General features: G+C 73.8%; 16 protein-coding genes and 1 pseudogene. 4 read left to right on the forward strand and 13 right to left on the reverse strand.

Annotation, left to right across the window (positions count from 1 at the left end):
• Positions 1-47: 47 nt before the first annotated feature.
• The 7 genes and pseudogenes from ITX44_RS15225 to pdhA form a co-directional block, all read right to left on the reverse strand.
• A complete protein-coding gene (locus ITX44_RS15225; RefSeq protein WP_205357747.1) occupies positions 48-623 on the reverse strand; it encodes a bacterial proteasome activator family protein in 576 nt (191 codons plus the stop codon).
• 1,994 nt (positions 624-2,617) lie between these two features.
• A complete protein-coding gene (locus tag ITX44_RS15230; RefSeq protein ID WP_205357748.1) occupies positions 2,618-3,574 on the reverse strand; it encodes an NAD(P)H-quinone oxidoreductase in 957 nt (318 codons plus the stop codon).
• Positions 3,575-3,625: 51 nt separating this feature from the next.
• Positions 3,626-5,041: a molybdopterin molybdotransferase MoeA gene (locus ITX44_RS15235; RefSeq protein ID WP_205357749.1), complete on the reverse strand. Its 1,416-nt coding sequence runs from the start codon at positions 5,039-5,041 to the stop codon at positions 3,626-3,628.
• Between the two features lie 767 nt (positions 5,042-5,808).
• Positions 5,809-6,746: pseudogene (locus ITX44_RS15240) on the reverse strand (DUF6457 domain-containing protein).
• A 425-nt stretch (positions 6,747-7,171) separates the two neighbouring features.
• Entirely contained in the window at positions 7,172-8,833 is a 1,662-nt protein-coding gene (locus ITX44_RS15245) for a dihydrolipoamide acetyltransferase family protein (RefSeq protein WP_205357750.1), read from the reverse strand.
• Positions 8,833-9,864, reverse strand: coding sequence for an alpha-ketoacid dehydrogenase subunit beta (locus tag ITX44_RS15250; protein WP_205357751.1), 1,032 nt, complete (start codon positions 9,862-9,864; stop codon positions 8,833-8,835). The genes ITX44_RS15245 and ITX44_RS15250 overlap by 1 nt, the downstream gene beginning before the upstream one ends.
• A complete protein-coding gene (pdhA, locus tag ITX44_RS15255; protein ID WP_205357752.1) occupies positions 9,861-10,961 on the reverse strand; it encodes a pyruvate dehydrogenase (acetyl-transferring) E1 component subunit alpha in 1,101 nt (366 codons plus the stop codon). The genes ITX44_RS15250 and pdhA overlap by 4 nt, the downstream gene beginning before the upstream one ends.
• 180 nt (positions 10,962-11,141) lie before the next feature.
• Here pdhA and ITX44_RS15260 point away from each other — a divergent pair, with 180 nt between their 5' ends.
• Positions 11,142-11,624: an Lrp/AsnC family transcriptional regulator gene (locus ITX44_RS15260; protein WP_205357753.1), complete on the forward strand. Its 483-nt coding sequence runs from the start codon at positions 11,142-11,144 to the stop codon at positions 11,622-11,624.
• Positions 11,625-11,671: 47 nt separating this feature from the next.
• On the opposite strand, the gene ITX44_RS15265 is transcribed toward ITX44_RS15260, so the two are convergent.
• From ITX44_RS15265 to ITX44_RS15275, 3 genes are read right to left on the reverse strand one after another with little or no spacing between them, the layout of a single operon-like run.
• Positions 11,672-12,391, reverse strand: coding sequence for an alpha/beta hydrolase family protein (locus tag ITX44_RS15265; protein WP_205357754.1), 720 nt, complete (start codon positions 12,389-12,391; stop codon positions 11,672-11,674).
• A 29-nt stretch (positions 12,392-12,420) separates the two neighbouring features.
• The gene (locus ITX44_RS15270; protein ID WP_205357755.1) at positions 12,421-13,008 is read right to left on the reverse strand and encodes a TetR/AcrR family transcriptional regulator; all 588 of its coding nucleotides are present in this window, start codon (positions 13,006-13,008) and stop codon (positions 12,421-12,423) included.
• Positions 13,005-14,534: a 3-hydroxyacyl-CoA dehydrogenase gene (locus ITX44_RS15275; RefSeq protein WP_205357756.1), complete on the reverse strand. Its 1,530-nt coding sequence runs from the start codon at positions 14,532-14,534 to the stop codon at positions 13,005-13,007. The genes ITX44_RS15270 and ITX44_RS15275 overlap by 4 nt, the downstream gene beginning before the upstream one ends.
• Positions 14,535-14,689: 155 nt before the next feature.
• Between ITX44_RS15275 and paaN the strand changes: the two genes are divergently transcribed.
• Complete coding sequence (gene paaN, locus ITX44_RS15280) at positions 14,690-16,366, forward strand: phenylacetic acid degradation protein PaaN (protein ID WP_205357757.1); 1,677 nt, start codon at positions 14,690-14,692, stop codon at positions 16,364-16,366.
• 35 nt (positions 16,367-16,401) lie between these two features.
• Here the strand turns inward: paaN and ITX44_RS15285 are convergent, their stop codons facing one another.
• Genes ITX44_RS15285 through ITX44_RS15295 form a run of 3 tightly spaced genes read right to left on the reverse strand, consistent with a single transcriptional unit; the run spans position 16,402 to position 19,322 of the window.
• Positions 16,402-17,202: a TrmH family RNA methyltransferase gene (locus ITX44_RS15285; protein WP_205357758.1), complete on the reverse strand. Its 801-nt coding sequence runs from the start codon at positions 17,200-17,202 to the stop codon at positions 16,402-16,404.
• Positions 17,203-17,220: 18 nt separating this feature from the next.
• On the reverse strand, positions 17,221-18,531 hold the full coding sequence (locus ITX44_RS15290; protein WP_205357759.1) for an HTTM domain-containing protein: 1,311 nt from the start codon (positions 18,529-18,531) through the stop codon (positions 17,221-17,223).
• The gene (locus tag ITX44_RS15295) at positions 18,528-19,322 is read right to left on the reverse strand and encodes a DUF5819 family protein (RefSeq protein ID WP_205357760.1); all 795 of its coding nucleotides are present in this window, start codon (positions 19,320-19,322) and stop codon (positions 18,528-18,530) included. The genes ITX44_RS15290 and ITX44_RS15295 overlap by 4 nt, the downstream gene beginning before the upstream one ends.
• Positions 19,323-19,588: 266 nt before the next feature.
• Between ITX44_RS15295 and paaA the strand changes: the two genes are divergently transcribed.
• Positions 19,589-20,602: a 1,2-phenylacetyl-CoA epoxidase subunit PaaA gene (gene paaA, locus ITX44_RS15300; protein ID WP_205357761.1), complete on the forward strand. Its 1,014-nt coding sequence runs from the start codon at positions 19,589-19,591 to the stop codon at positions 20,600-20,602.
• Positions 20,599-20,898: a 1,2-phenylacetyl-CoA epoxidase subunit PaaB gene (paaB, locus tag ITX44_RS15305; RefSeq protein ID WP_205357762.1), complete on the forward strand. Its 300-nt coding sequence runs from the start codon at positions 20,599-20,601 to the stop codon at positions 20,896-20,898. Before paaA ends, paaB begins: the two co-directional genes overlap by 4 nt.
• Positions 20,899-20,932 lie beyond the last annotated feature (34 nt).

The raw sequence follows: 20,932 nt of genomic DNA on the forward strand, positions 1-20,932 counted from the left end.
TTTGTGCGGGCCGTGCCCGGCTTGCAGGGACGGCTTACAGGGACGGCTTACAGGTACGGGCCCGAGCGGGCGCCCTGGTGGCCGGGCTGCTCGTCGCCGAGGGCGCCGGGCGGGAGGGCGCGGCGCATCTGCTCCAGTTGCGCGCGGGCCGCCATCTGCTGGGCGAACAGCGTCGTCTGGATGCCGTGGAAGAGCCCTTCGAGCCAGCCCACCAGCTGAGCCTGGGCGATCCGCAGCTCCGCCTCACTGGGCACGCTGTCGTCGGTGAAGGGCAGCGACAGCCGGTCCAGTTCCTGCACCAGCTCCGGGGCCAGGCCGGCCTCCAGTTCCTTGACCGAACTGGCGTGGATCTCCTTCAGCCGCACCCGGCTCGCCTCGTCCAGAGGCGCCGCCCGCACTTCCTCCAGGAGCTGCTTGATCATGCTGCCGATACGCATCACCTTCGCCGGCTGCTCGACCATCTCCGTGACCGGAAGCTCGCGGCTCTCCTCGCCCTCGCCGTCGGCTCCACCGCCGACCACGCCACCGAGCGCCATCCCATCCGGCCCGACCACCAGGACCTGCGGATTGTGCGGCTGCTGTGGCGGATTCTCCGGCGACTGTTCGTTCATCGGCATCTCCATGCGCCCCATTGTCGCGCACCCGGCGGGAAGGTCGGGGGCGGGCCGGTGGGGTGGTCGGGGCGGGGCGGGGGAGGGCCGAGGAGGCCAGCAGCGAGGTCCCGAGCGCCCGGGATGCCAGAAATGTCGCACCATGTGAAGCTGGAAACACAAGGAGTGCGGCGGGTACGGCGCCGGCGGCGGGCGTCCGCCGCGTGGGTGGGCGGTGCCGCGACGCCGGTCGCCGCGACGGTGAGTGATACGGCGGGGGCGCGACGCCGGTGACGGCCGCAGCGAGCGACACGGCAGTGGCAATCAACGGTGGTGACACGGCAGCGGCGACACGGCAGCGGCGATACGGACGATGAAGCGGGCGGGCGCAGCGGGAGGCGATGCGTGCGATGCGTGTGCGAAGGTCAGCGGGCATCCCCGATCCCATACGCAACCGGATACGCACGACCCTCCGCTCCACCGCACCCGCCCTCTTCGCCACGGCCCTCGTCCTGCCGCTGTCCGCGGGACCCTGCTGGGCCGCCGCCCATCCGCCGCCCGGCCTCGCGGGCCCTCCGGGCCTGACAGGAACTCCGCCGGCCGGCTTTGCGAGTCTGATGAGATCGGCGCCACCCCGTTCTGCAAGCCTGACGGGATCACCGCCGCCGGGCCTCACGGGCACGACGGGATCACCGTCGTCCCGCCTTGCGAGCCTGACCGGACCGCCGCCGGCCGGGCTTGCGGGACTCACCGGACCACCGCCGGCCGGCCCTGCGGGCCCGACGGGATCACCGCCGGCCAGCCTTGCGAGCCTGACGGGACCGCCGCCGGCCGGGCTTACGGGACTCACCGGACCACCGCCGGCCGGCCCTGCGGGCCCGACGGGACCGCCGCCAGCCAGCCTCACGGGACTCACCGGACCACCGCCAGCCAGCCCTCCAGGCCCGACGGGACCGCGATCGCCGCGCATCAGGGGCCTGACCGGACCGCCACCGCCCGGGCTCACAGGACTCACCGGACCACCGCCAGCCAGCCCTCCAGGCCCGACGGGACCGCTGCCGGCCGGCCTTGCGGGCCTGACCGGACCGCCGCAGCCCCGCCTTGCAGGCCTGACGGGGCCGCCACCGGCCGGGCCGATCGCTCCGGCTCCGGTCCGCATCTCGGCCTTCGCCCCGGCCCGCGCCCCCGCCCTCCCTGCGCTTCCCTTTCGTCCGCCGCTTGCTCCGCCCCCCGGCCCGCCGCCCGTCGCGACGGCCGCCCCGAGCCCCGATCCGCAGGGGCCCCGCCCGCCCGGGGCGGCTCCTCCGCCTTCGCGGCCGTTCCCGCCTTCGTGGCTCGACCCGTCGGCTCAGCAACCCGGGCCCCCGCGTTCCCCCGGCGCCTCGCCCCCTGGCTCCGGTGCCGAGCCCGGATCCGGGTCCGCCTCCCCGCACCTTGCCGCCCCACAACCATCCCGGCCGGCTCCGAGCCGTACCTCCGCCCCCCGCCCCACCGCGAGCGGCCCGCTGCACCCGCCACCGGACCCGAACACGTACGAGCCGCCGGAACGCCACGGCCCCGGCGAATGGACCGGCCACGGCCCGGGGGACCGGGACCCGCACGAATTCACCCGCTTCCGGCGGCACACCGGGCGCGCGCCCTCGCTCCTGCCGGACGGGACCGGCACCGGTGCCGTACCGGGCACCCCGGCCGGACCCACGACCGCGCCCACCGAACCGGCGCCCGGACCGGGGCAGGCGCCGCGGCAGGGCCCGGCCGGCGGTGACGGCGACTCGGACGCGGTGTACGGCCCGCACGGCGCCCTGCGCGTCCTCCCGCTGGGCGCGGGCATGGCCCTGCTCGGACTGGGCCTCGGCTTCCTCGGCCTGCGGATGCGGCGCCGGTGATGCGCACCCTGAGCCCGTGATCCGCCGCAATGGCGCGGGGCCCGAAACCGTCACCATGGCGACGGGCAACCGGCCGTCACCATTGCGCCGGGGATACGGCCGTACCGCCGTAGCGAACGGGCGGCCGTACCGGCCCCGCGGTCAGAAGGTGAGCAGCACCTTCCCCACGTGCCCGCTCCCCTCGACCAGGCGGTGGGCCTCGGCGGCGTCCTGGATCGGCAGCGTACGGTCGATCACCGGCCGTACGTTCCCGGCCTCGATCAACGGCCACACGTGCTCGCGCACCGCCGCGACAATGGCGGCCTTCTCCGCCAGAGGGCGCGGCCGCAGCGAAGTCGCGGCAATGGCGGCCCGTTTGGTCAGCAGCTTGCCGAGGTTCAGCTCGCCTTTGACGCCGCCCTGGAGGCCGATGACGACGAGCCGTCCGTTGACGGCAAGGGCGTCGACGTTCCGGTCCAAGTATTTCGCGCCCATGATGTCGAGAATCACGTCGGCGCTGACCATCTCGGCGAAGTCCTGCTCGCGGTAGTTGATCAGCACCTCCGCGCCCAGGTCGCGGCAGGCGGCGAGCTTGTCCGCGCTGCCCGCGGTGACCGCGACGGTGGCGCCGACCGCCTTGCCGAGTTGCACCGCCATCGTGCCGATTCCGCTGGACCCGCCGTGCACCAACAGCGTCTCGCCGGGCCGCAGGTGGGCGACCATGAACACGTTCGACCAGACGGTGGACGTCACCTCCGGCAGCGCCGCCGCCGACACCATGTCGACGCCCTTGGGCACGGGCAGCAACTGGCCGAACGGCACCGCCACCTTCTGCGCGTAACCGCCGCCGGCCAGCAGCGCGCACACCTCGTCGCCGACCGCCCATCCGGTGACGCCCGGCCCGACCGCCGCGATCCGCCCCGAGCACTCCAGCCCCGGGTAGATCGGGGCCCCGGGCGGCGGATCGTAGAACCCCTGCCGCTGCAACAGATCCGCCCGGTTCACGGCTGTGGCCGCCACGTCGACGACGACCTCGCCGTCGCCCGCCACCGGGTCCGGCACCTCGGCCCAGACCAGCGCCTCCGGCCCCCCGGGCCGCGGAATCGTCATCGCGTACATGCGGGCGAGGCTACTCCGGGGAAACGTCGCGCCTCACGCGGCGCGAGCGGATCACACGCCGCTCCCCCAGGCCGGGCCGCCGACGAGCCCGAGGTCGAGGACGGCGGCCTCGTCACCGGCACGCGCCCCGCCGGGCGGGATCACCGCCATGCCGTCGGCGGCGGCCAGCCCGCGCAGCATCGCCGGGCCCGCGAAGTGCAGCGGGCGGGCGGCGGAGTCGTCGTCGAACACCACCGGGACCAGCCGGGTGTCGCTGGGGTGCCCGGCCACGTCAGCGGTGAGGGGGGCCGCGTACGGGGCCGGCTCGCGATGACCCGCCAGCGTCCGCAGCAGGGGAGCGACCAGGGTGAGCACTCCGGACACCGCGGCCAGCGGATTGCCCGGCAACCCGATCAGGTGCTCCGGCCCGGACGGCAGTTCGGCCAGCAGCATCGGGTGCCCGGGGCGTACCGCCACGCCGTCCACCAGCAGCCGCGCGCCGAGCCGGGCCAGCACCGGGTGCACGTGGTCCACCGGCCCGCCGGCCGTACCCCCCGTGGTCACGACCAGGTCCGCATCGCTGCCGGCCACCGCCCGCCGCAGCGCCTCCGCGTCGTCCACCAGGCGCCGTACGGCGACCACGTCCGCACCCAGCGCCCGCAGCCACGCCGGCAGCATCGGCCCGAGCGCGTCCCGTACCCGGCCCTCCCGCGGCAGCCCCCGCTCCAGCAACTCGTCACCGAGAACCAGCACTTCGACCCGCGGGCGCGCGGTCACCGTCAACTCGTCGTAGCCGGCCGCCGCCGCCAGCCCCAGCACCGCGGGCGTCACCACGGTGCCCGCGGGCAGCAACTCCTCGCCGCTCCGGCACTCCTGGCCGCGCCGCCGTACGTCCTGCCCGGGCGCGGGCGCCGGATGCGGCCGCCCGACCCGCAGCCACTCCCCGTCCGCACGCCGCTCCACCGTGCCGTGCTCGCGCCGCAGCACCGCGGTCGCCCCCGGCGGCAGTACGGCACCGGTCGCGATCCCGACCGCCTGCCCGTCGCCCAGCCGCCCCGACGGCCGCTGCCCGGCCAGCACCTCCCCGCTCAGCCGCCACGGCCCCGGCCCGGCCACCGCCCACCCGTCCATCGCCGACGAATCGAACGCCGGCAGGTCCGTCAGCGCCACCAACCCCCGGGCCAACGCCGCGCCCAGCGCTCCCTCCCCCAACTCCTCGGCCCTTCCCGCCAACCGCCGCCCGGCGCCCCGCGCCACTCGCCGCGCCTCGGCCCACGCAATGGCAGTGCCCGAGCCCTGCCCATGTTTGTGGGGGCTCGCATTGCGCTCGGGCTTCGCCCTGCCCTCCGGGTTCGCCCGGCGTTGCTTCTCCTCGTGCGGCGCCGCCTCCGCCTTCGCCTTTGCCGCGCCGGGCCGGTCCCGGCCCTCCTCCAACGCGAGCGCGACGTCGAGCGGATCGCCCCGTCCGGCCCGGCGCTTCTCCTCCATCGGACGCCGTTCATTCGCCAAGGCGAGCGCATCGTCAAGCGCCCGGTCGGCGTCGTCCCGGAGGTCGGGCCGGGGAGCGCCACTCCGGCCGGAAGAGCCGCCACTTGGCGCGGACCCGGAACGTGAGCCGGGGGCGGCTTCGGACCGGTCGGCGGCACTCGATCGGGGACGGGAGTCGGCTGCGGTGCCCACGACCCGGGGGAGACCCTCACCGCGAGCGTCCCCGACCCCGGAGGCCGCACCGAAGCCGGCCACCGCACCTGAAGCCGAACCGGCGCCGGGCCCGAAGCCGTACCGAACATCTGCCGACGGCCCGACTCCCCCGTCGGAACCCGCACCCGGCCCGCCCTCGAAAGCGGGACTCGCGCCCGAAGCCGCGCCGAAGCCCGAACCGGCATCGGTCACCGCACCCACACCCCGGGCCGCACCGGATTCATCGTCGGCCCTGGAGCCGCCGCGCGAACCCGACGTCCCCAGGCCCCCGGCGGAACCCGCACGGGAACCGTCTCCAGGACCGCAGCTCGCGCCGGAACCAGCCACCGCACCCCCGGCAGCACCGGGACCGAATTCCGGACTGAGCCCGGAACCGTGTCCGAAGCCGGGAGCGCCGCCGGCCGCGAAGCCGGAGTCGCGGCGTGAGCTGGGACGGTCGCCGGAGCCCCGGCCGTGAGCAGGTCCCGCACCCACGGCTGGACCGAAGCCGGGACCCGAGCCGAAGCCGGACGCGGGACCCGAGCCGAAGCCGTGGTTACCGCCGGGAGCGCCGTTCATCCGGTGGGGTCCGCGTCCGCGCCGGCTTCGTCGGCCCAGCGCTGGGCCAGGGCGGCCGCCTTGGCCGCGGCTTCGCGGACCGCGTCGGGGCCACCGTCCGTACGGCCGGCCGCGTAGCCCACCAGGAAGGTGGTCAGGGGCGCGGCGGGGCGGGCGACACCGTGCGCCGCGTCCCGGGCCAGGTCCAGCAGGACCTGCGTGTCCACGTCGAGGTCGAGGCCGAGTTCACTCTTGGCTGCTGCCATCCATTCGTCCAACACACGCCCATCGTCCCCGATCCGCGCTCGGCGGGCAGCAAGGCTCACCCCTCGGACGCGCCGCCGGCCGCCAGCCGCGCCCGGGCCGCCGCCACGTCCTCCCAGGTGTCGCAGTCGAACGACGCCTCCCCCGTGGGATCCGCGACCCTGCGCACCCTCAACTCCCCGGTCAGCCACCGCAACGGCAACCCCGCCAACCGGCCGTGCTCCACCCGCAGCAACGTCAGCTCCCGCCGCAGCACCTCGCCCCGGTACACCGCCGCCAACGGCTGATCCCGTCCTCCGGGGTCGACCAGCATCGCCCCGTCCCACTCCCCGTCCGAACCGCCGCCGAGCTCCCCGACCAGCACCTCCACCGTCTCCGCGGTCAGGAACGGCAGGTCCGCCGCCAGCACCAGCACCTCGTCCGCCCCGCCCCCGCCCTCACCCAGCGCTCCCAGCCCGGCGTCCAACGCGGCCAACGGCCCCCCGCCCGCCGGCTCCTCCCTCGCCCACCGCACCGGCCGTACGGTCGCCCGCCGCGGCCCCACGACCACCGTGTTCCCAGCCCCCGCGCACGCCTTCAGCACCCGGTCGAGCAACCCCCGCCCCCCGACCGCCAGACCCGGCTTGTCCACCCCGCCCAGCCGCTTGCCCGCCCCACCGGCCAGCACCACCGCGTCGTACCTCGTCCTCATGCCCGCGAGTATCCCCCCGAGCCGCACCCCACCGGCCGGCCCGGCCGCTCTGTTCCGGACCGGGCGTCGTAGGGCCACACCCCGAGCGGGGCCTCGCGCCAAGGCGGCACTCGTACGGGCCTGGACCAGGGGAGCGGTCGCCGAACCGCCGTCGGGCAGCCCGTCCGCAGCTTCCGCGGCTCGTCCGGCCCCTGCGGCCGGCGATCGGACCGCCCTCTGCGACGGCGTGCGGCGGGCCACCGGGCCCCGGCAACCCGCCTGCCCACCGCCGTCCGAGCCCCGACGCATGGCCCACGACGACGGCCCGACGCCCGCTGAACCGACCCCATCACGCCCCATCGCCCCCGTGGCCGGGCAAACCGGGGGCCACGGGGGCGTCGCAGGCCTCGGGTTCGGCGCACATCCGGACGTACCCACCCGCACCGTCACACCGACGCGAGCAGCACCGCCGGATTCTCCACGCAGTCGGCGACGAAACGGAGGAAGCCGCCCGCCGTGCCGCCGTCGCACACGCGGTGGTCGAAGGTGAAGGAGAGCTGGACGACCTGACGTATCGCCAGCTCGTCGCGGTGCACCCAGGGCTTGGGGGTGATCCGGCCGACGCCGAGCATCGCGGCCTCGGGGTGGTTGATGATCGGCGTGGAGCCGTCGACTCCGAACACCCCGTAGTTGTTCAGGGTGAACGTGCCGCCCGTCAGGTCGCCCGGCGTGAGCGAGCCGTCCCGGGCCGCCCGGGTCAGCCGGGCGATCTCGGCGGACAGCTCCGCGGTGGTCCTGGCCTGCGCGTCCTTGACCACGGGCACGACCAGCCCGCGGTCGGTCTGCGCGGCGAAACCGAGGTGCACGGCCGGCAGCCGTACGATCTCGCCCCGTTCGGCGTCCACCGTGGCGTTGAGGTCCGGGAAACGGCTCAGCGCGGCCACGGCGATCCGGCCCAGCAGCGCCAGCACCGAGATCCGCCCGTCCGTGCCGCCGTCCGGCCGCCCGGCGCCCGCGGTCTGCGCGGCCGCGTTCATGGCCGCGCGCACCGCCAACAACTCCGTGGCGTCGGCGTCCACCCAGCAGGTGGCGTCCGGGATCTCCCGCCGGCTGCGAGTCAGCTTGTCCGCCACGGCGCCGCGTATCCCGCGCAACGGAATCCGCTCGGCCCCGGCGACTTCCCCGACGGCCCCCAGAACCTCGCTCGGCGCCGGAGCGCTCTCGGCCGCGGCCACCGGTGCGGGCGCGGCCGCCTCGGCCACCGCGCGCTCGACATCGGCCCGCAGGATCAGCCCGTCCGGTCCGGTGCCCCGCAAAGTCCGCAGGTCCAGGCCGTGTTCCCGGGCGATCCGCCGGACCAGCGGCGAGATCACCGCGACCGGGCCCTCCTGCCCCACGGCACCGGCCCGCGCCGTCGGCGTCCCGCCGTTCATCCGGTGCGCGTCGGATGTCGGGGCCGCCACGCCCGAGCCCGCCGCCGGGGCCGGCCCGGCGCCGGAAATCGTCCCGAGGGCCGCCGCCCGACCGCCCGCCCGCCCGGGGTCCGCCGTCACCGGGCCCGGAGCAGCACCTCCCCCGGTCCCGCCCGACGCGCCGCCGACCGCCGCGTGCCCGTTCGCCGGAGCATCCACCGCTTCCCCGGCCGCCGCCGTGGCCGCGGCCACCGCCCGCACCCGGTTGCGCCGTCGGCCCGTCGCTGCGGCAGTGCCGTAGCCGACCAGTACGTTGCCGGAGCCCTCACCGGACCCGCCGTCACCCGTACCGGCGCCGCCGCCGGCCGGTGCGCCACCGGGACCGGTGCCGCCCGCGGCGCCGCGCATCCCCGGGTCGCCGGCCCCGAGGTCGGAGCCCTCGTCGGCTCCTGGGCCGACCGCGACCGTGACCAAGGGGCGGCCCACCGCGAGGGTCTCGCCCTCCTCGCCGAACCGCGCGGTCACCACGCCCCCGTACGGGCACGGCACTTCCACCACGGCCTTGGCGGTCTCCACCTCGACGACGGGCTGGTCGACGGCCACGACCTCGCCGATCTCCACCAGCCAGCGCACGATCTCCGCCTCGGTGAGCCCTTCGCCGAGGTCGGGCAGGGTGAACTCCTTGACGACGGCCATCACCCCTCCTCCCACTGCAGGCGCCCGACCGCGTCCAGGATCCGGTCGACCCCGGGCAGGTGGTGGCGTTCGAGCATGGGCGGCGGGTAGGGGATGTCGAACCCGGCGACGCGCAGCACGGGTGCTTCCAGGTGGTGGAAGCACCGCTCGGTGATGCGGGCCGCTATTTCCGCGCCCGCCCCGGCGAACCCGGAGGACTCGTGGACCACGACCGCGCGCCCGGTGCCGCGGACCGCCGCCGCGACCGTCTCCTCGTCGAAGGGCACCAGGCTGCGCAGGTCCACCACGCCCAGGTCCCAGCCCTCCTCCTTGGCCGCCTCCGCGGCCTCCAGGCAGACCGGCAGCGAGGGACCGTAGGTGACCAGCGTGGCCGTGCGGCCGGGTCGGCGCACCACGGCCCGGCCGATCGGCGGCACCGGCTCGGGCTCGCCGGTCGGCCAGGCGGCCTTCGACCAGTACAGCCGCTTGGGTTCCAGGAAGACCACCGGGTCGTCGGAGGCGATGGCGGCGCGCAGCATCCCGTAGGCGTCCTCGACGGTGGCCGGGGTGAGGACGTGCAATCCGGGGGTGTGCATGTAGTACGCCTCGGAGGAGTCGCTGTGGTGCTCGACTCCGCCGATGCCGCCGCCGTAGGGGATGCGGATGGTGATCGGCAGCGGCAGTGCGCCCCGGGTGCGGTTGCGCATCCGCGCGACGTGGCTGACGAGCTGTTCGAACGCCGGGTAGGCGAAGGCGTCGAACTGCATCTCCACCACGGGCCGCAGCCCGTACATCGCCATGCCGACGGCGGCGCCGAGGATGCCGGCCTCGGCCAGCGGGGTGTCGGTGCAGCGCTGGTCGCCGAACTCCTTCGCCAGGCCGTCGGTGACGCGGAAGACGCCGCCCAGGGTGCCGACGTCCTCGCCGAGCACGTGGACGGCCGGGTCGGCGGCAAGGGCGTCGCGCAGCGCCCGGTTGAGGGCCTGCGCCATGGTGACGGGTTTCGCGGTGGCGGCCCGGGCCGGCCCGGCGGTGGTGGTCGCGGTGGTCATGACTGGCGCTCCGCTTCCAGTTCGGCCCGCAGCAGTGCCCGCTGCTCGCGCAGTTGCGGGGTGGGCTCGGCCAGGACGTGCGCGAACAGGTCCATCGGGTCCAGCCGGGGTTCGGCGTGCATGCGGCGGCGCAGGTCGGCGGCCATCTCCTCGGCCCGGTCGGCGGCTTCGCGCCGCAGTTCGTCGTCGAGCCGGCCGCGCCGGGTCAGTTCCCGCTCCAGCAGGGCGATCGGGTCGTGCGCACGCCAGGCCTCGACCTCGGCGTCGTCGCGGTAGCGGGTGGCGTCGTCGGCGTTGGTGTGGGCGTCGATCCGGTAGGTGACCGCTTCGACCAGGGTCGGGCCGCCGCCGCCGCGGGCCCGGTCCACGGCCGCGGCCAGCACCTCGTGGACGGCCGCGGCGTCGTTGCCGTCGACCAGCCGGCCGGGCATGCCGTAGCCGACCGCCTTGTGGGCGATGGAGGGGGCGGCGGTCTGCTTGGCCAGCGGCACCGAGATGGCGAAGCCGTTGTTCTGCACCAGGAAGACGACCGGGGCCTGCCAGACGGCGGCGAAGTTCAGCGCTTCGTGGAAGTCGCCTTCGCTGGTGCCGCCGTCGCCGACCATGGCCAGCGCGGCGATCGCGTCCCCGCTGAGCCGGGCGGCGTGGGCCAGGCCGACGGCGTGCGGAAGCTGGGTGGCCAGCGGGGTGCTCAGCGGTGCCACGCGGTGCGCGCGCGGGTCGTAGCCGGTGTGCCAGTCGCCGCGCAGCAGGGTCAGGGCCTCGACCGGGTCCACGCCACGGGCCACCACGGAGAGCGTGTCGCGGTAGCTGGGGAACAGCCAGTCCTCGGGCCGCAGGGCGAGGGCGGCGGCGACCTCGGCGGCCTCCTGTCCGGTGCTCGACGGGTAGACCGCGAGCCGCCCCTGCTTGGTCAGCGCGGTGGCCTGCTGGTTGTACCGGCGGCCGCGCACGAGCTGTCCGTACAGCGTGGTCAGCCACGCGTCGTCCAGCCGGGCGGCGTCGGGGGTGCCCAGCAGCCGGTACGGCTCCGCATCGGGCAGCAGCGGCGCGGGGTCGGTGCGGGGGCGCCAAGCAGGGGTGTCCAGCACGGTCATCACGAGCACCTCCTTGTGATCGTGACCGGTTCGGTCGTCGGGCGCGAGCGGGTCCGCTCTCCCTACCGATTGTTCGGTCGACGGAGGCATTTTGGCTACGGGGTCGTTCAGCCTGTGGACAAACGGTTCTGCACAGCCTGAGATGGAGCCAGTACGTCCATGGTAAGGAGCCGCGGGGGAATGGCGAGAAAACAGATGGCTGACGAAGAACCACCGATCCGACCTCTGGACCAGATCGACCGCACGATTCTGCGCCTGCTCCAGGAGGACGGGAGGGCCTCCATACGTGCAGTTGCCGAGCGTGTGCACGTATCGAGAGCAAACGCGTATGCCCGGATCAATCGGCTGATTGAGGACGGAGTGATCCGAGGTTTCACCGCCCGGGTGGACCACGAGCGAGCGGGGCACGCGGCGTCCGCGTACATCACGCTCAAGATCGTCCAGAACTCGTGGCGGACCGTCCGGGAAAAACTCGTCACCCTTCCGGGGGTGGTCCACATCGCCCTGGTGAGCGGTGACTTCGATGTGCTGCTGCTGGTGCACACCGTGGACAACCGCAGTCTGCGCGAGCTGGTGCTGACCCGGCTGCAGGCCATCGAGGAGGTGCTGAGCAGCCGCACGCTGCTGGTCTTCGAGGAAACCGACCTGGTCCTGGGCCGCTGACCGGGCGAACGACCGCGCGGGTGCCCGGGCTCACGGCCGATCCGGTGTCACCGTCCGTACTTCTTCAGGAAGGCCTCGACCCGGGCGAAGTTGGTCTCGTCGCCGAGCATGCTCACGCCGTGACGGGCGCCGGACACGATCCACAGGTCGTTCACCGGGGCCCGCCCGGTGGCCCTGCTGAGCTGCCGGGTGGAGTCGGCGAACGCGGTGTCGAGGTGGGCGGCCATGTAGAGGACGGGCATGGTCAGGCGGGGGACGACCGTCGAGGCGTCCATGCCGCCGTACGCGGTGGGCGCCGACAGCGACACCACCGCGTCCACCGCGGGAGTGATCGACCCGGCCGCCGAGAGCGCGGCGGTGCCGCCCTTGGACGCGCCGATCAGCAGCACCTTGCCGGCGCCCCGGGCCCGTACGTACGCCACTGCGGCGGTCAGTTCGGCGACCTCGCTGCCCGCGGAGTTCACCGCGACCACCCGGTAGCCGTCCTTGGCCAGCCGGGTCGCGTCCGGCACCCACTGGCACACGTCGCCGTCGGCCTGATGGGCGAGGACCAGCGCGGTGCTGCCGGTGCCGGTCGTGTACGCCTCGACCTGCTGGCCGTCCGCGGCGGGGAACGTCACCGATCCCGTCCTGGCCTGTTCGGGCGACAGGCAGCCGAAGTCGTCCGGACCGGCCGAGGACACGGGGGCCGGCACGGCCTTGCCGTCGGTGCCGTCATCGGCGCAGCCGGCAAGCAGCGGCAGTGCCGCCGTCAGGAAGAGCGGCACACACAGACGACGGATTACAGAAGCCGGGCTCACGTGCACAGGCCGTGGAAGGCCAGCCGTGCCACGGCGTCCACCACCTGCTCGCCGTCGACCGCGCCGCGGGCGCCGGGCCGGTACCACTCCACGACCGAGTTGACCATGCCGAACAGCAGCCTGGTGGCGAGCCGCGGCTCTATGTCGGCGCGCAGGTCGCCCTCGGCCACCGCCGCCTTGAGCACCTCCGACACCCGCTGGTCGAACTCCCGGCGGCGTTCCATGGCCCAGCGCTCGGTCTGGGTGTTGCCGCGTACCCGCAGCAGCAGGGTGACGTAGGGGAGCTCCGCCATCAGCACCTGGGTCATGCGCCTGGTGATGTACTCGAGCTGTTCGATCGCGCGGCCCTCGTGTGCGCCGGGCTCCTCCAGGATGCCGAAGAGGCCGTCCAGGGCGCGGCCCACCGCCCGGTTGAGGAGTTCCTCCTTGCCGCGCACGTGGTGGTAGATCGACGACTTGGAGATTCCGGCCGCTTTGGAGAGGTCCTCCATGGACGTGCCGTCGTATCCGCGCTGGTTGAAGACCTGGACCGCGACGGCGAGCAGCGAATCCGGCGTATAGGTGTCGCGCTTCGACATGGTCATGAGGAGATCACACTTTCCGTCGCGCCCGCACGCCGCCTCAGTTCCGGGCACGGGGCGTACCGTCCGGTGGGATACCAGGCGTGCATGGCGTCGAGGAAATCGCACACATAGGCGGCGGAAATGCGCTTGCCCCACTCCAGCGGGCCCAGCGGGTAGTTCACGCCGAGCCGCATCGCGGTGTCCACGTCGTGGGCGGAGGCGACCTCCTTGGCGACGGCGTCGACCGCGAGGTCCACCAGCATGGCCACGGTGCGGGCGACCACCATGCCGGGCACGTCCCGGATGACGCTGACCTCCTTGCCCATCGCCTGGAAGAAACCGGTCGCCTCGGCGACGGCGTCGGCGTGCACCCCGGCGGAGGGCGCGATGCCGATCCGCCGCGCGGTCGCGTAGTCCAGGGCCAAGTCGAACTGGACCGAGGGCTCGCCCGGCAGCCGGCCGTCGGCCAGCCGCAGTGTGACGCCCGACGGCAGCACGATCACCCCGGGCCGACCGGGCCCGCCGCTCTCCCGCCTGACCTCGATCCCGGACTCCTCGGCCAGCCGGACCACCTCCCGGGCGGGCCCCAGCGAACCGCGGACCGTGACGACGCCGGGCGCCATGGCGAGCGCCGCCGGTTCCGGGTCGGGGCTGTGACCGGCACCCTGACCGTTGGCGGCGTCGTCGTACGCGAACCAGCCGCGGCCGGTCTTGCGACCCAGGCGCCCGGCTTCGACCAAGCGGCGCTGGGCGAGCGAGGGGGTGAACTTCGGGTCGCGGAAGAACGCCTCCCACACCGAGCGGGTGACCGCCTCGTTGACGTCCTGGCCGATCAGGTCCATGAGCGCGAAGGGACCCATGGCGAAGCCGCCGCATTCGCGCAGCAGCGCGTCAATGGTGGCGGGGTCGGCGGCCCGCTCCTCGTACACCCGCAGCGCCTCGGCGTAGAAGGGGCGGGCGACGCGGTTGACCAGGAAACCGGGGGTGTCGGTGCAGCGCACGGGGGTCTTGCCCCAGGCCGCGGCGGTGTCGAAGGCCGCGGCGACCGCGGCGCCGTCGCTGGCGGCGCCGGCGACCACCTCGACCAGCGGCAGCAGCGGCGCCGGGTTGAAGAAGTGCAGGCCGACCAGCCGGCCGGGCCGGCGCAGGGCGCCGCCGACCGCGGTGACGGACAGCGAGGAGGTGTTGGTGGCCAGCAGGCAGTCCTCGCCGACGATCGCTTCCAGGTCGGCGAACAGGTCCTGCTTGACGGCGAGGTCCTCCACCACGGCCTCCACGACCAGCGCGGATTCGGTCAGCTCGGCCAGCGAGTCGGCGGGCGCGAGCCGGGTGAGGGCGGCCTTGTGCTCCACGGCGCCGAGCCGGCCCTTGGCCACCAGCCGGTCCAGCCGGCCCGCGACCGCGTCCACGGCGGTCTGGGCCCGCCCGGGCACCGCGTCGTACAGCCGGACGTGATGGCCGGCGACGAGCGCGACCTGCGCGATCCCCTGGCCCATGGTGCCGGCGCCGACGACGGCCACGGTGCTGGTGCGGTCAAGTGCGGTCACGGTTGCCACGACTCCCTGACGCTCGTCCGGACGGCCCCGTGGGGGTATCCGGAAGTTATCCACAGGCCGGGACGCCACCCTTGTCCCGACCGAACATTCGGTTAATCTAGCGGTGTCGTAGCCACTCAGCCCAGCTCGACGAGGAGTTGGTCCCCATGCCCGCCGATCTCTCCACTGTGCTCTTGATCGAACGCCATCGCGGCACTCTCGACAAGGCCCTGGAGTCCGTCAGGACCCGTGAGTACTGGTCGCCCCACCCCGAACACCCCAAGGCGTACCCCGACGCCGAGGAGGGCCGTGCCGCCTACGAGGCGCTGCTCGGCCACCGCTTCGAGCTGGACCAGCCGGGCACCGACGGCTGGGCCGGCGACGAGCGCTCCCCGTACGGGCCGGAGCTCGGCGTGGAGTACCCGCACCCCGACCCGGACGTCCTGCTCCCCGCGATGCGGGCGGCCATGCCCGCCTGGCGGGACGCCGGACCCGAGGCACGCGCCATGGTGTGCCTGGAGATCATCGCCCGGATCAACGCGCGCACCCACGAGTTCGCCCAGGCCGTCATGCACACCACCGGCCAGGCCTTCACCATGGCCTTCCAGGCCGGGGGACCGCACGCCCAGGACCGCGGCGTGGAGGCAGTGGCGTACGCCTACGTCGAGCAGGTCCGCACGCCGGAGGCAGGCGAATGGATCAAGCCGCAGGGCAAGCGTGACCCGCTGCGGCTGCGCAAGACCTTCACCGCCGTGCCGCGCGGCATCGGCCTGGTGATCGGCTGCAACACCTTCCCGACCTGGAACGGGTACCCGGGCCTGTTCGCCTCCCTGGCCACCGGTAACGCGGTGCTGGTCAAGCCGCACCCGCGGGCCGTGCTGCCGCTGGCCCTGACGGTCTCGGTCGCCCGTGACGTGCTCGCCGAGGCCGGATTCTCGCCCGACCTGGTGTGCCTGGCCGCGGAGCAGCCCGGCGAGGGCCTGGCCAAGACCCTCGCGCTGCGCCCGGAGGTCCGGCTGATCGACTACACCGGGTCCACCGAGTTCGGCGACTGGCTGGAGACCAACGCCCGCCAGGCGCAGGTCTACACGGAGAAGGCCGGCGTCAACACCGTGGTGGTCGACTCCACCGACGACTACCGCGGGATGCTCTCCAACCTGGCCTTCTCCCTGTCCCTGTACAGCGGCCAGATGTGCACCACCCCGCAGAACCTGCTGATCCCCCGCGACGGCATCACCACCGAGTCCGGGCCGCGGACGTACGACGAGGTGGTCGCCGACCTGGCCGCCGCGGTGGACGGGCTGCTCGGTGACGACACCCGGGCCAACGCGCTGCTGGGCGCGCTGGTCAACCCCGCGGTCAAGGCCCGGCTGGACGCCGCGCCCGGCATCGGCGAGGTGGCGCTCGGCTCCCGCGCCGTCACTCACCCGGAGTTCCCGCAGGCGGTCGTGCGCACCCCGGCCCTGGTCAAGCTCGACGGCGCCAAGCCGGACTCCGAGGCGGCCTACATGTCGGAGTGCTTCGGCCCGGTCTCCTTCGCGGTGGCCGTGGACTCCACCGCCGACGCGCTGGAGCTACTGCGGCGCACCGTGCGCGAGAAGGGCGCCATGACCGTGTCCGGCTACACCACCTCGGCCGAGGTGGAGCGGCAGTTGGAGGAGGTCTGCTTCGAGGAGTGCGCCCAGCTCTCGCTGAACCTGACGGGCGGGGTGTACGTGAACCAGACCGCCGCGTTCTCCGACTTCCACGGCTCGGGCGGCAACCCGGCGGCCAACGCGGCGCTGTGCGACGGGGCGTTCGTGGCCAGCCGCTTCCGGATGGTGGAGGTGAGGCGGCCGGCGTGACGAGGCGCCGGTGGCGGACCACTCGGGCGGGCTGCTCAGGGCGTCGGGGCCCGGCCCGGCGCCAGGGGCGAGCCGGAGGTGGCCGCCCAGTGGTAGAGCGTCATCCCGACGCTGGTGGCGAGGTTGTAGCTGGAGACCTGGGCCCGCATGGGCAGCGCCACCAGTTCGGTGGCCCGGTCCCGCAGTTCGCCCGAGACGCCGTGCCGCTCGGAGCCGAAGACGATCAGCGCGTCGTCGGGCAGCGCAGTGTCACGGATGTCCTTGCCCTCGGGGTCGAGGACGTACAGCGGACCCGGAGGCAGTTCCTCGGGGGCGGTGCGCGCGACCTGGGTCGCGAAGTGCAGCCCGGCGCCGGAGCGCACGGCGTTGGGGTGCCAGGGATCGAGGTCACCGGTGGTGACGACCCCGGTGGCCGCGAAGCCGGCGGCCAGGCGGACGACGGCGCCGACATTGCCGAGGTTGCGGGGCCGGTCCAGCACGACGACGGGGGCCCGGCGGGGCAGCCGGGCCAGGGCCGCCAGCGCGTCCGCCCGGTCCGGGCGGACGGCGAGCGCCGCCACTGCGGTGGGGTGCACCCGGGTCACCAGGTCGCGCAGCGCGGGCCCGGGGATCTCGGTGAGCCGGGCCGCGAGATCGGCCGCCAGGTCCGGCGCAAGGCCGGCGGCCAGCCGCAGCGCCGCGTCCTTGTCGTCGGTGACCGCCACCGGCACCTCGGCGCCGAACCGCAAGGCGTGCTTGAGGGCGTGGAAGCCGTCGAGCAGGACACAATCCACGGCCAACCCGGCCCGCCAGCGTTCCACGGCGGCAGTCGCATCGGCCCGGTCCTGCTCGGTCATGGCCGCCAGCCTACGGGGTCAGGCCGGATCGACGGCGGGCCCTTGCGGCGTCGGAGCGGGCGGCACGGCTTCGGGCGCGGGCTGCCCCTCGCCAACGACTGCGGCGGGCACGCGGCGCGGGCCGACCAGCCGTACCAGACGGTCTCCCGCCCAGCGCAGGAAGGCGGTCGGCAGGAACACCGCGTCCGCCGCGATCATGGCGAGCGAGAAGAAGGGCAGGCCCAGGGTGATCGCGATGGAGACGTGCTCCAGCATCATGGCGGCGAGCAGCACGTTCTTCACCCGGCGGTTGAAGAGGGTGAAGGGGAAGGCGACCTGGACGATGACCGTGCCGTAGCAGATCAGCATGATCATCACATCGTTGCCGGCGAGGGCGTGCGACAGGGCCGGCCAGGGCGTGAAGTCGTCCAGGTGGAGGGGGTAGTAGGGCGCGGTGCCGTCCTGCCACCGGCTGCCCTGGATCTTGTACCAGCCGGCGGTGGAGTAGATCAGGCACACTTCGCCGGCGATCACCAGCAGGGCGCCGCCGTGCACCACGTTGCCGATCATCTCCAGCACGGTGCGCGGCTCACCGGGCGCGTACCGCCGGGCCGCCCACCACAGCGCCTGCCCGACCCAGCAGCCCCAGAAGATCAGCCCCCAGCCGGTGGTCAGCTTGCCGGCCACCGAGGCGGCCACCAGAGCGGCGCCCAGCAGGACCCACAGGGCCACGCCGACCGGGTCCGCGTCGCCCGCCGGAGCGCCCCCCTTCTCCACGGCGGCCGTTCGTACGGCCCTGCGCCGGTCCAGTGACCACACCTGACCGCAGCGGACGAAGGCCAGGTAGATGGCCATGATGTGGATGACGTTGTCGCCGCCGTCGCCCATGAAGACGCTGCGGTTCTCCATCGACAGCACGCCGATCATGAACAGCAGGGACGCCGTGCGGGTGCGCCAGCCCAGCAGCAGCATCAGGGCGGACAGGATGGCCACGGTGTAGACGATCTCGAACCACGCGCGGCTGTCGCTCCACATCAGCACGGTGAAGGCGTGGTTGCTGGCGATCAGCCGTTTGGCCAGGTCGAAGGACCAGGGACTGTCCGGCCCGTACAGCTCCGAGCGGTGCGGCCACTCGCGCAGCAGGAACAGCAGCCAGGTCAGCGAGAAGCCGATGCGTATGACCGCGGTCTGGTACGGCGCGATGGCCGAGCCGGTGATCCTGGCCAGGCCGCGGCCCACCGCGCGGTCGACGGAGCCGCCGAGGAGGGCGACGCGGTCGGCCAGCGAGATGTCGGCGGGTTCGGCGCCGGGGGCGTGCGAGCCCTGGGCGCCGGTGTGGGGGGAGGTCACGAGGCGTTCTCCTGTCCGGAGGACGGCGTGGACGACGGGACGGGCGCCGCGGCGGAAGGTGCCGCGGACGGCTGAGTGGACGGAACGGCCGAGGGAATGGTCGTCGGAACGGCCGAGGGGTCGGTGGACGCGGTGGACGCCGAGCCGGTGTTGACGTCCCACCAGGGCAGCACGCGGTAGTCGGTGCTCTGCGCGGCACCGCCGGTGATCCACGGCGGCTGGGCCACCGGGGTGGTGGCGGAACGGACCTGGACCCGCGTCACCTTGCCGCCGTTGAGCGTGGGGCCGAAACGCTTCTCCACGATCTGCAGCAGGTATGTACGGCTCAGGTCGCTGCGGTCGCCCGCGGTGGCCCGTTCGGTGGTGTCGTGGGTGTCGGTGTAGAAGCCCCAGGCGCGGCGCAGTTCGTTCTGCTGCGTGTGGCTGGGGAAGGGGTTGTGCCGCATGGCGGCGATGTCGATGGCGGTCAGGTCGACCCAGCCCGTGGTCTGCCGGCTGCCGTCGGGCTCGAGCACGTCGGCCCGCGCCTGGACATGGATGTTCTGCTGCAGCGGGTCCGGGGCGAACAGCTTCCAGTTCTGCTCGAACTCCGGATAGATGTAGTCGCTCACCGCCGTCGCATGCTCCTTGCTGAGCGTGTTCGACGGCGCGACGTGCAAAAACACCATGCCGAGGTGGTAGAGCGCTCCCACCGCGACACAACCGACCGTCAGCGCGACCGCAATGCGCGAGGGCAGCGACAACGCCCCCACCCGCGGCGGCGGCCCCTCCGGACCCTCCACCGAATCCATCGTCACTCCGCTCCCGCCCTGGACTCCCGTTCCGTTTCCCCGTCACGGCTGCCGGCAGCACGCTACCCACCGCGCGGGCCTCGGCGGCGACCTTATCGAGTTGTCCACAGCCTCAGGAATGGTCTGTTGTCCACAGGCTCAGGAATGGCTTGACACCCCATCCCTCACCCGCGACCATGGAAACTACCGAACGATCGGTCGGTAGATCGAAGAAGCTCGGTGGACCGAAGAAACACGTGGCCGCAGACGAGAGAGGGAGGGGCCCGATGACGACCACGGCAGAGCACACGGCACCCGGTCGGGCTGCGTCCGCACCCCCGCCGGACCAGGGCGAACTGCAGGCGGCCTTCGACGACGCGGTGGCCGCGGACACCCGGATCGAGCCCCGGGACTGGATGCCGGACGCCTACCGCGCCACCCTCGTCCGCCAGATGGCCCAGCACGCCCACTCGGAGATCATCGGCATGCAGCCGGAGGCCAACTGGATCACCCGGGCGCCGTCCCTGCGCCGCAAGGCGATCCTTATGGCCAAGGTGCAGGACGAGGCGGGTCACGGCCTGTATCTCTACAGCGCCACCGAGACCCTCGGGGTCAGCCGCGACGACCTGCTGGACAAGCTGCACGCCGGCCGCCAGCGGTATTCCTCGATCTTCAACTACCCGACCCTCACCTGGGCCGACGTCGGCGCGATCGGCTGGCTGGTGGACGGTGCGGCGATCACCAATCAGGTCCCGCTGTGCCGCTGCTCGTACGGGCCCTACGCCCGTGCGATGGTGCGCATCTGCAAGGAGGAGTCCTTCCACCAGCGGCAGGGGTACGAGCTGCTGCTCGCGCTCAGCCGCGGCACCCCCGAGCAGCACGCCATGGCCCAGGACGCGGTGAACCGCTGGTGGTGGCCGTCCCTGATGATGTTCGGCCCGGCCGACGGTGAATCGGCGCACTCCGCCCAGTCCATGGCCTGGAAGATCAAGCGCCACTCCAACGACGAACTGCGCCAGCGCTTCGTGGACATATGCGTACCCCAGGCCGAAGTCCTCGGGCTCACCCTCCCCGACCCGGACCTGCGCTGGAACGAGTCCCGCGGCTCGTACGACCACGGCGCGATCGACTGGTCCGAGTTCCAGGAGGTGCTGCGGGGCAACGGGCCGTGCAACGAGCAGCGCCTGGACCGCCGCCGGACCGCGCACGAGAACGGCACGTGGGTACGGGAGGCCGCCGCCGCGTACGCCGCCAAGCACGCCGCCGACCAGGACAACGCGCACGAGGAGGCACGGGCATGAGCGGGCAGTCGCCGCAGGACGCGTGGCCGCTGTGGGAGGTGTTCGTGCGCGGCCGCCGCGGGCTCAGCCACACCCACGCCGGCAGCCTGCACGCGCCCGACGCGCAGATGGCGCTGCGCAACGCCCGGGACCTCTACACCCGCCGGGCGGAGGGCGTGTCGATCTGGGTGGTGCCGTCCACGGCGATCACCGCGTCGTCGCCCGACGAGAAGGACCCGTTCTTCGAGCCCGCGGCCGACAAGCCCTACCGCCACCCGACGTTCTACGAGATCCCGGAAGGGGTGAAGCACCTGTGACGCCGGTGACCGCGGCCGAGTCGCTGACGCCCGA

The organism is Actinacidiphila acididurans, assembly GCF_016918855.1.
Taxonomy (GTDB): domain Bacteria; phylum Actinomycetota; class Actinomycetes; order Streptomycetales; family Streptomycetaceae; genus Actinacidiphila; species Actinacidiphila acididurans.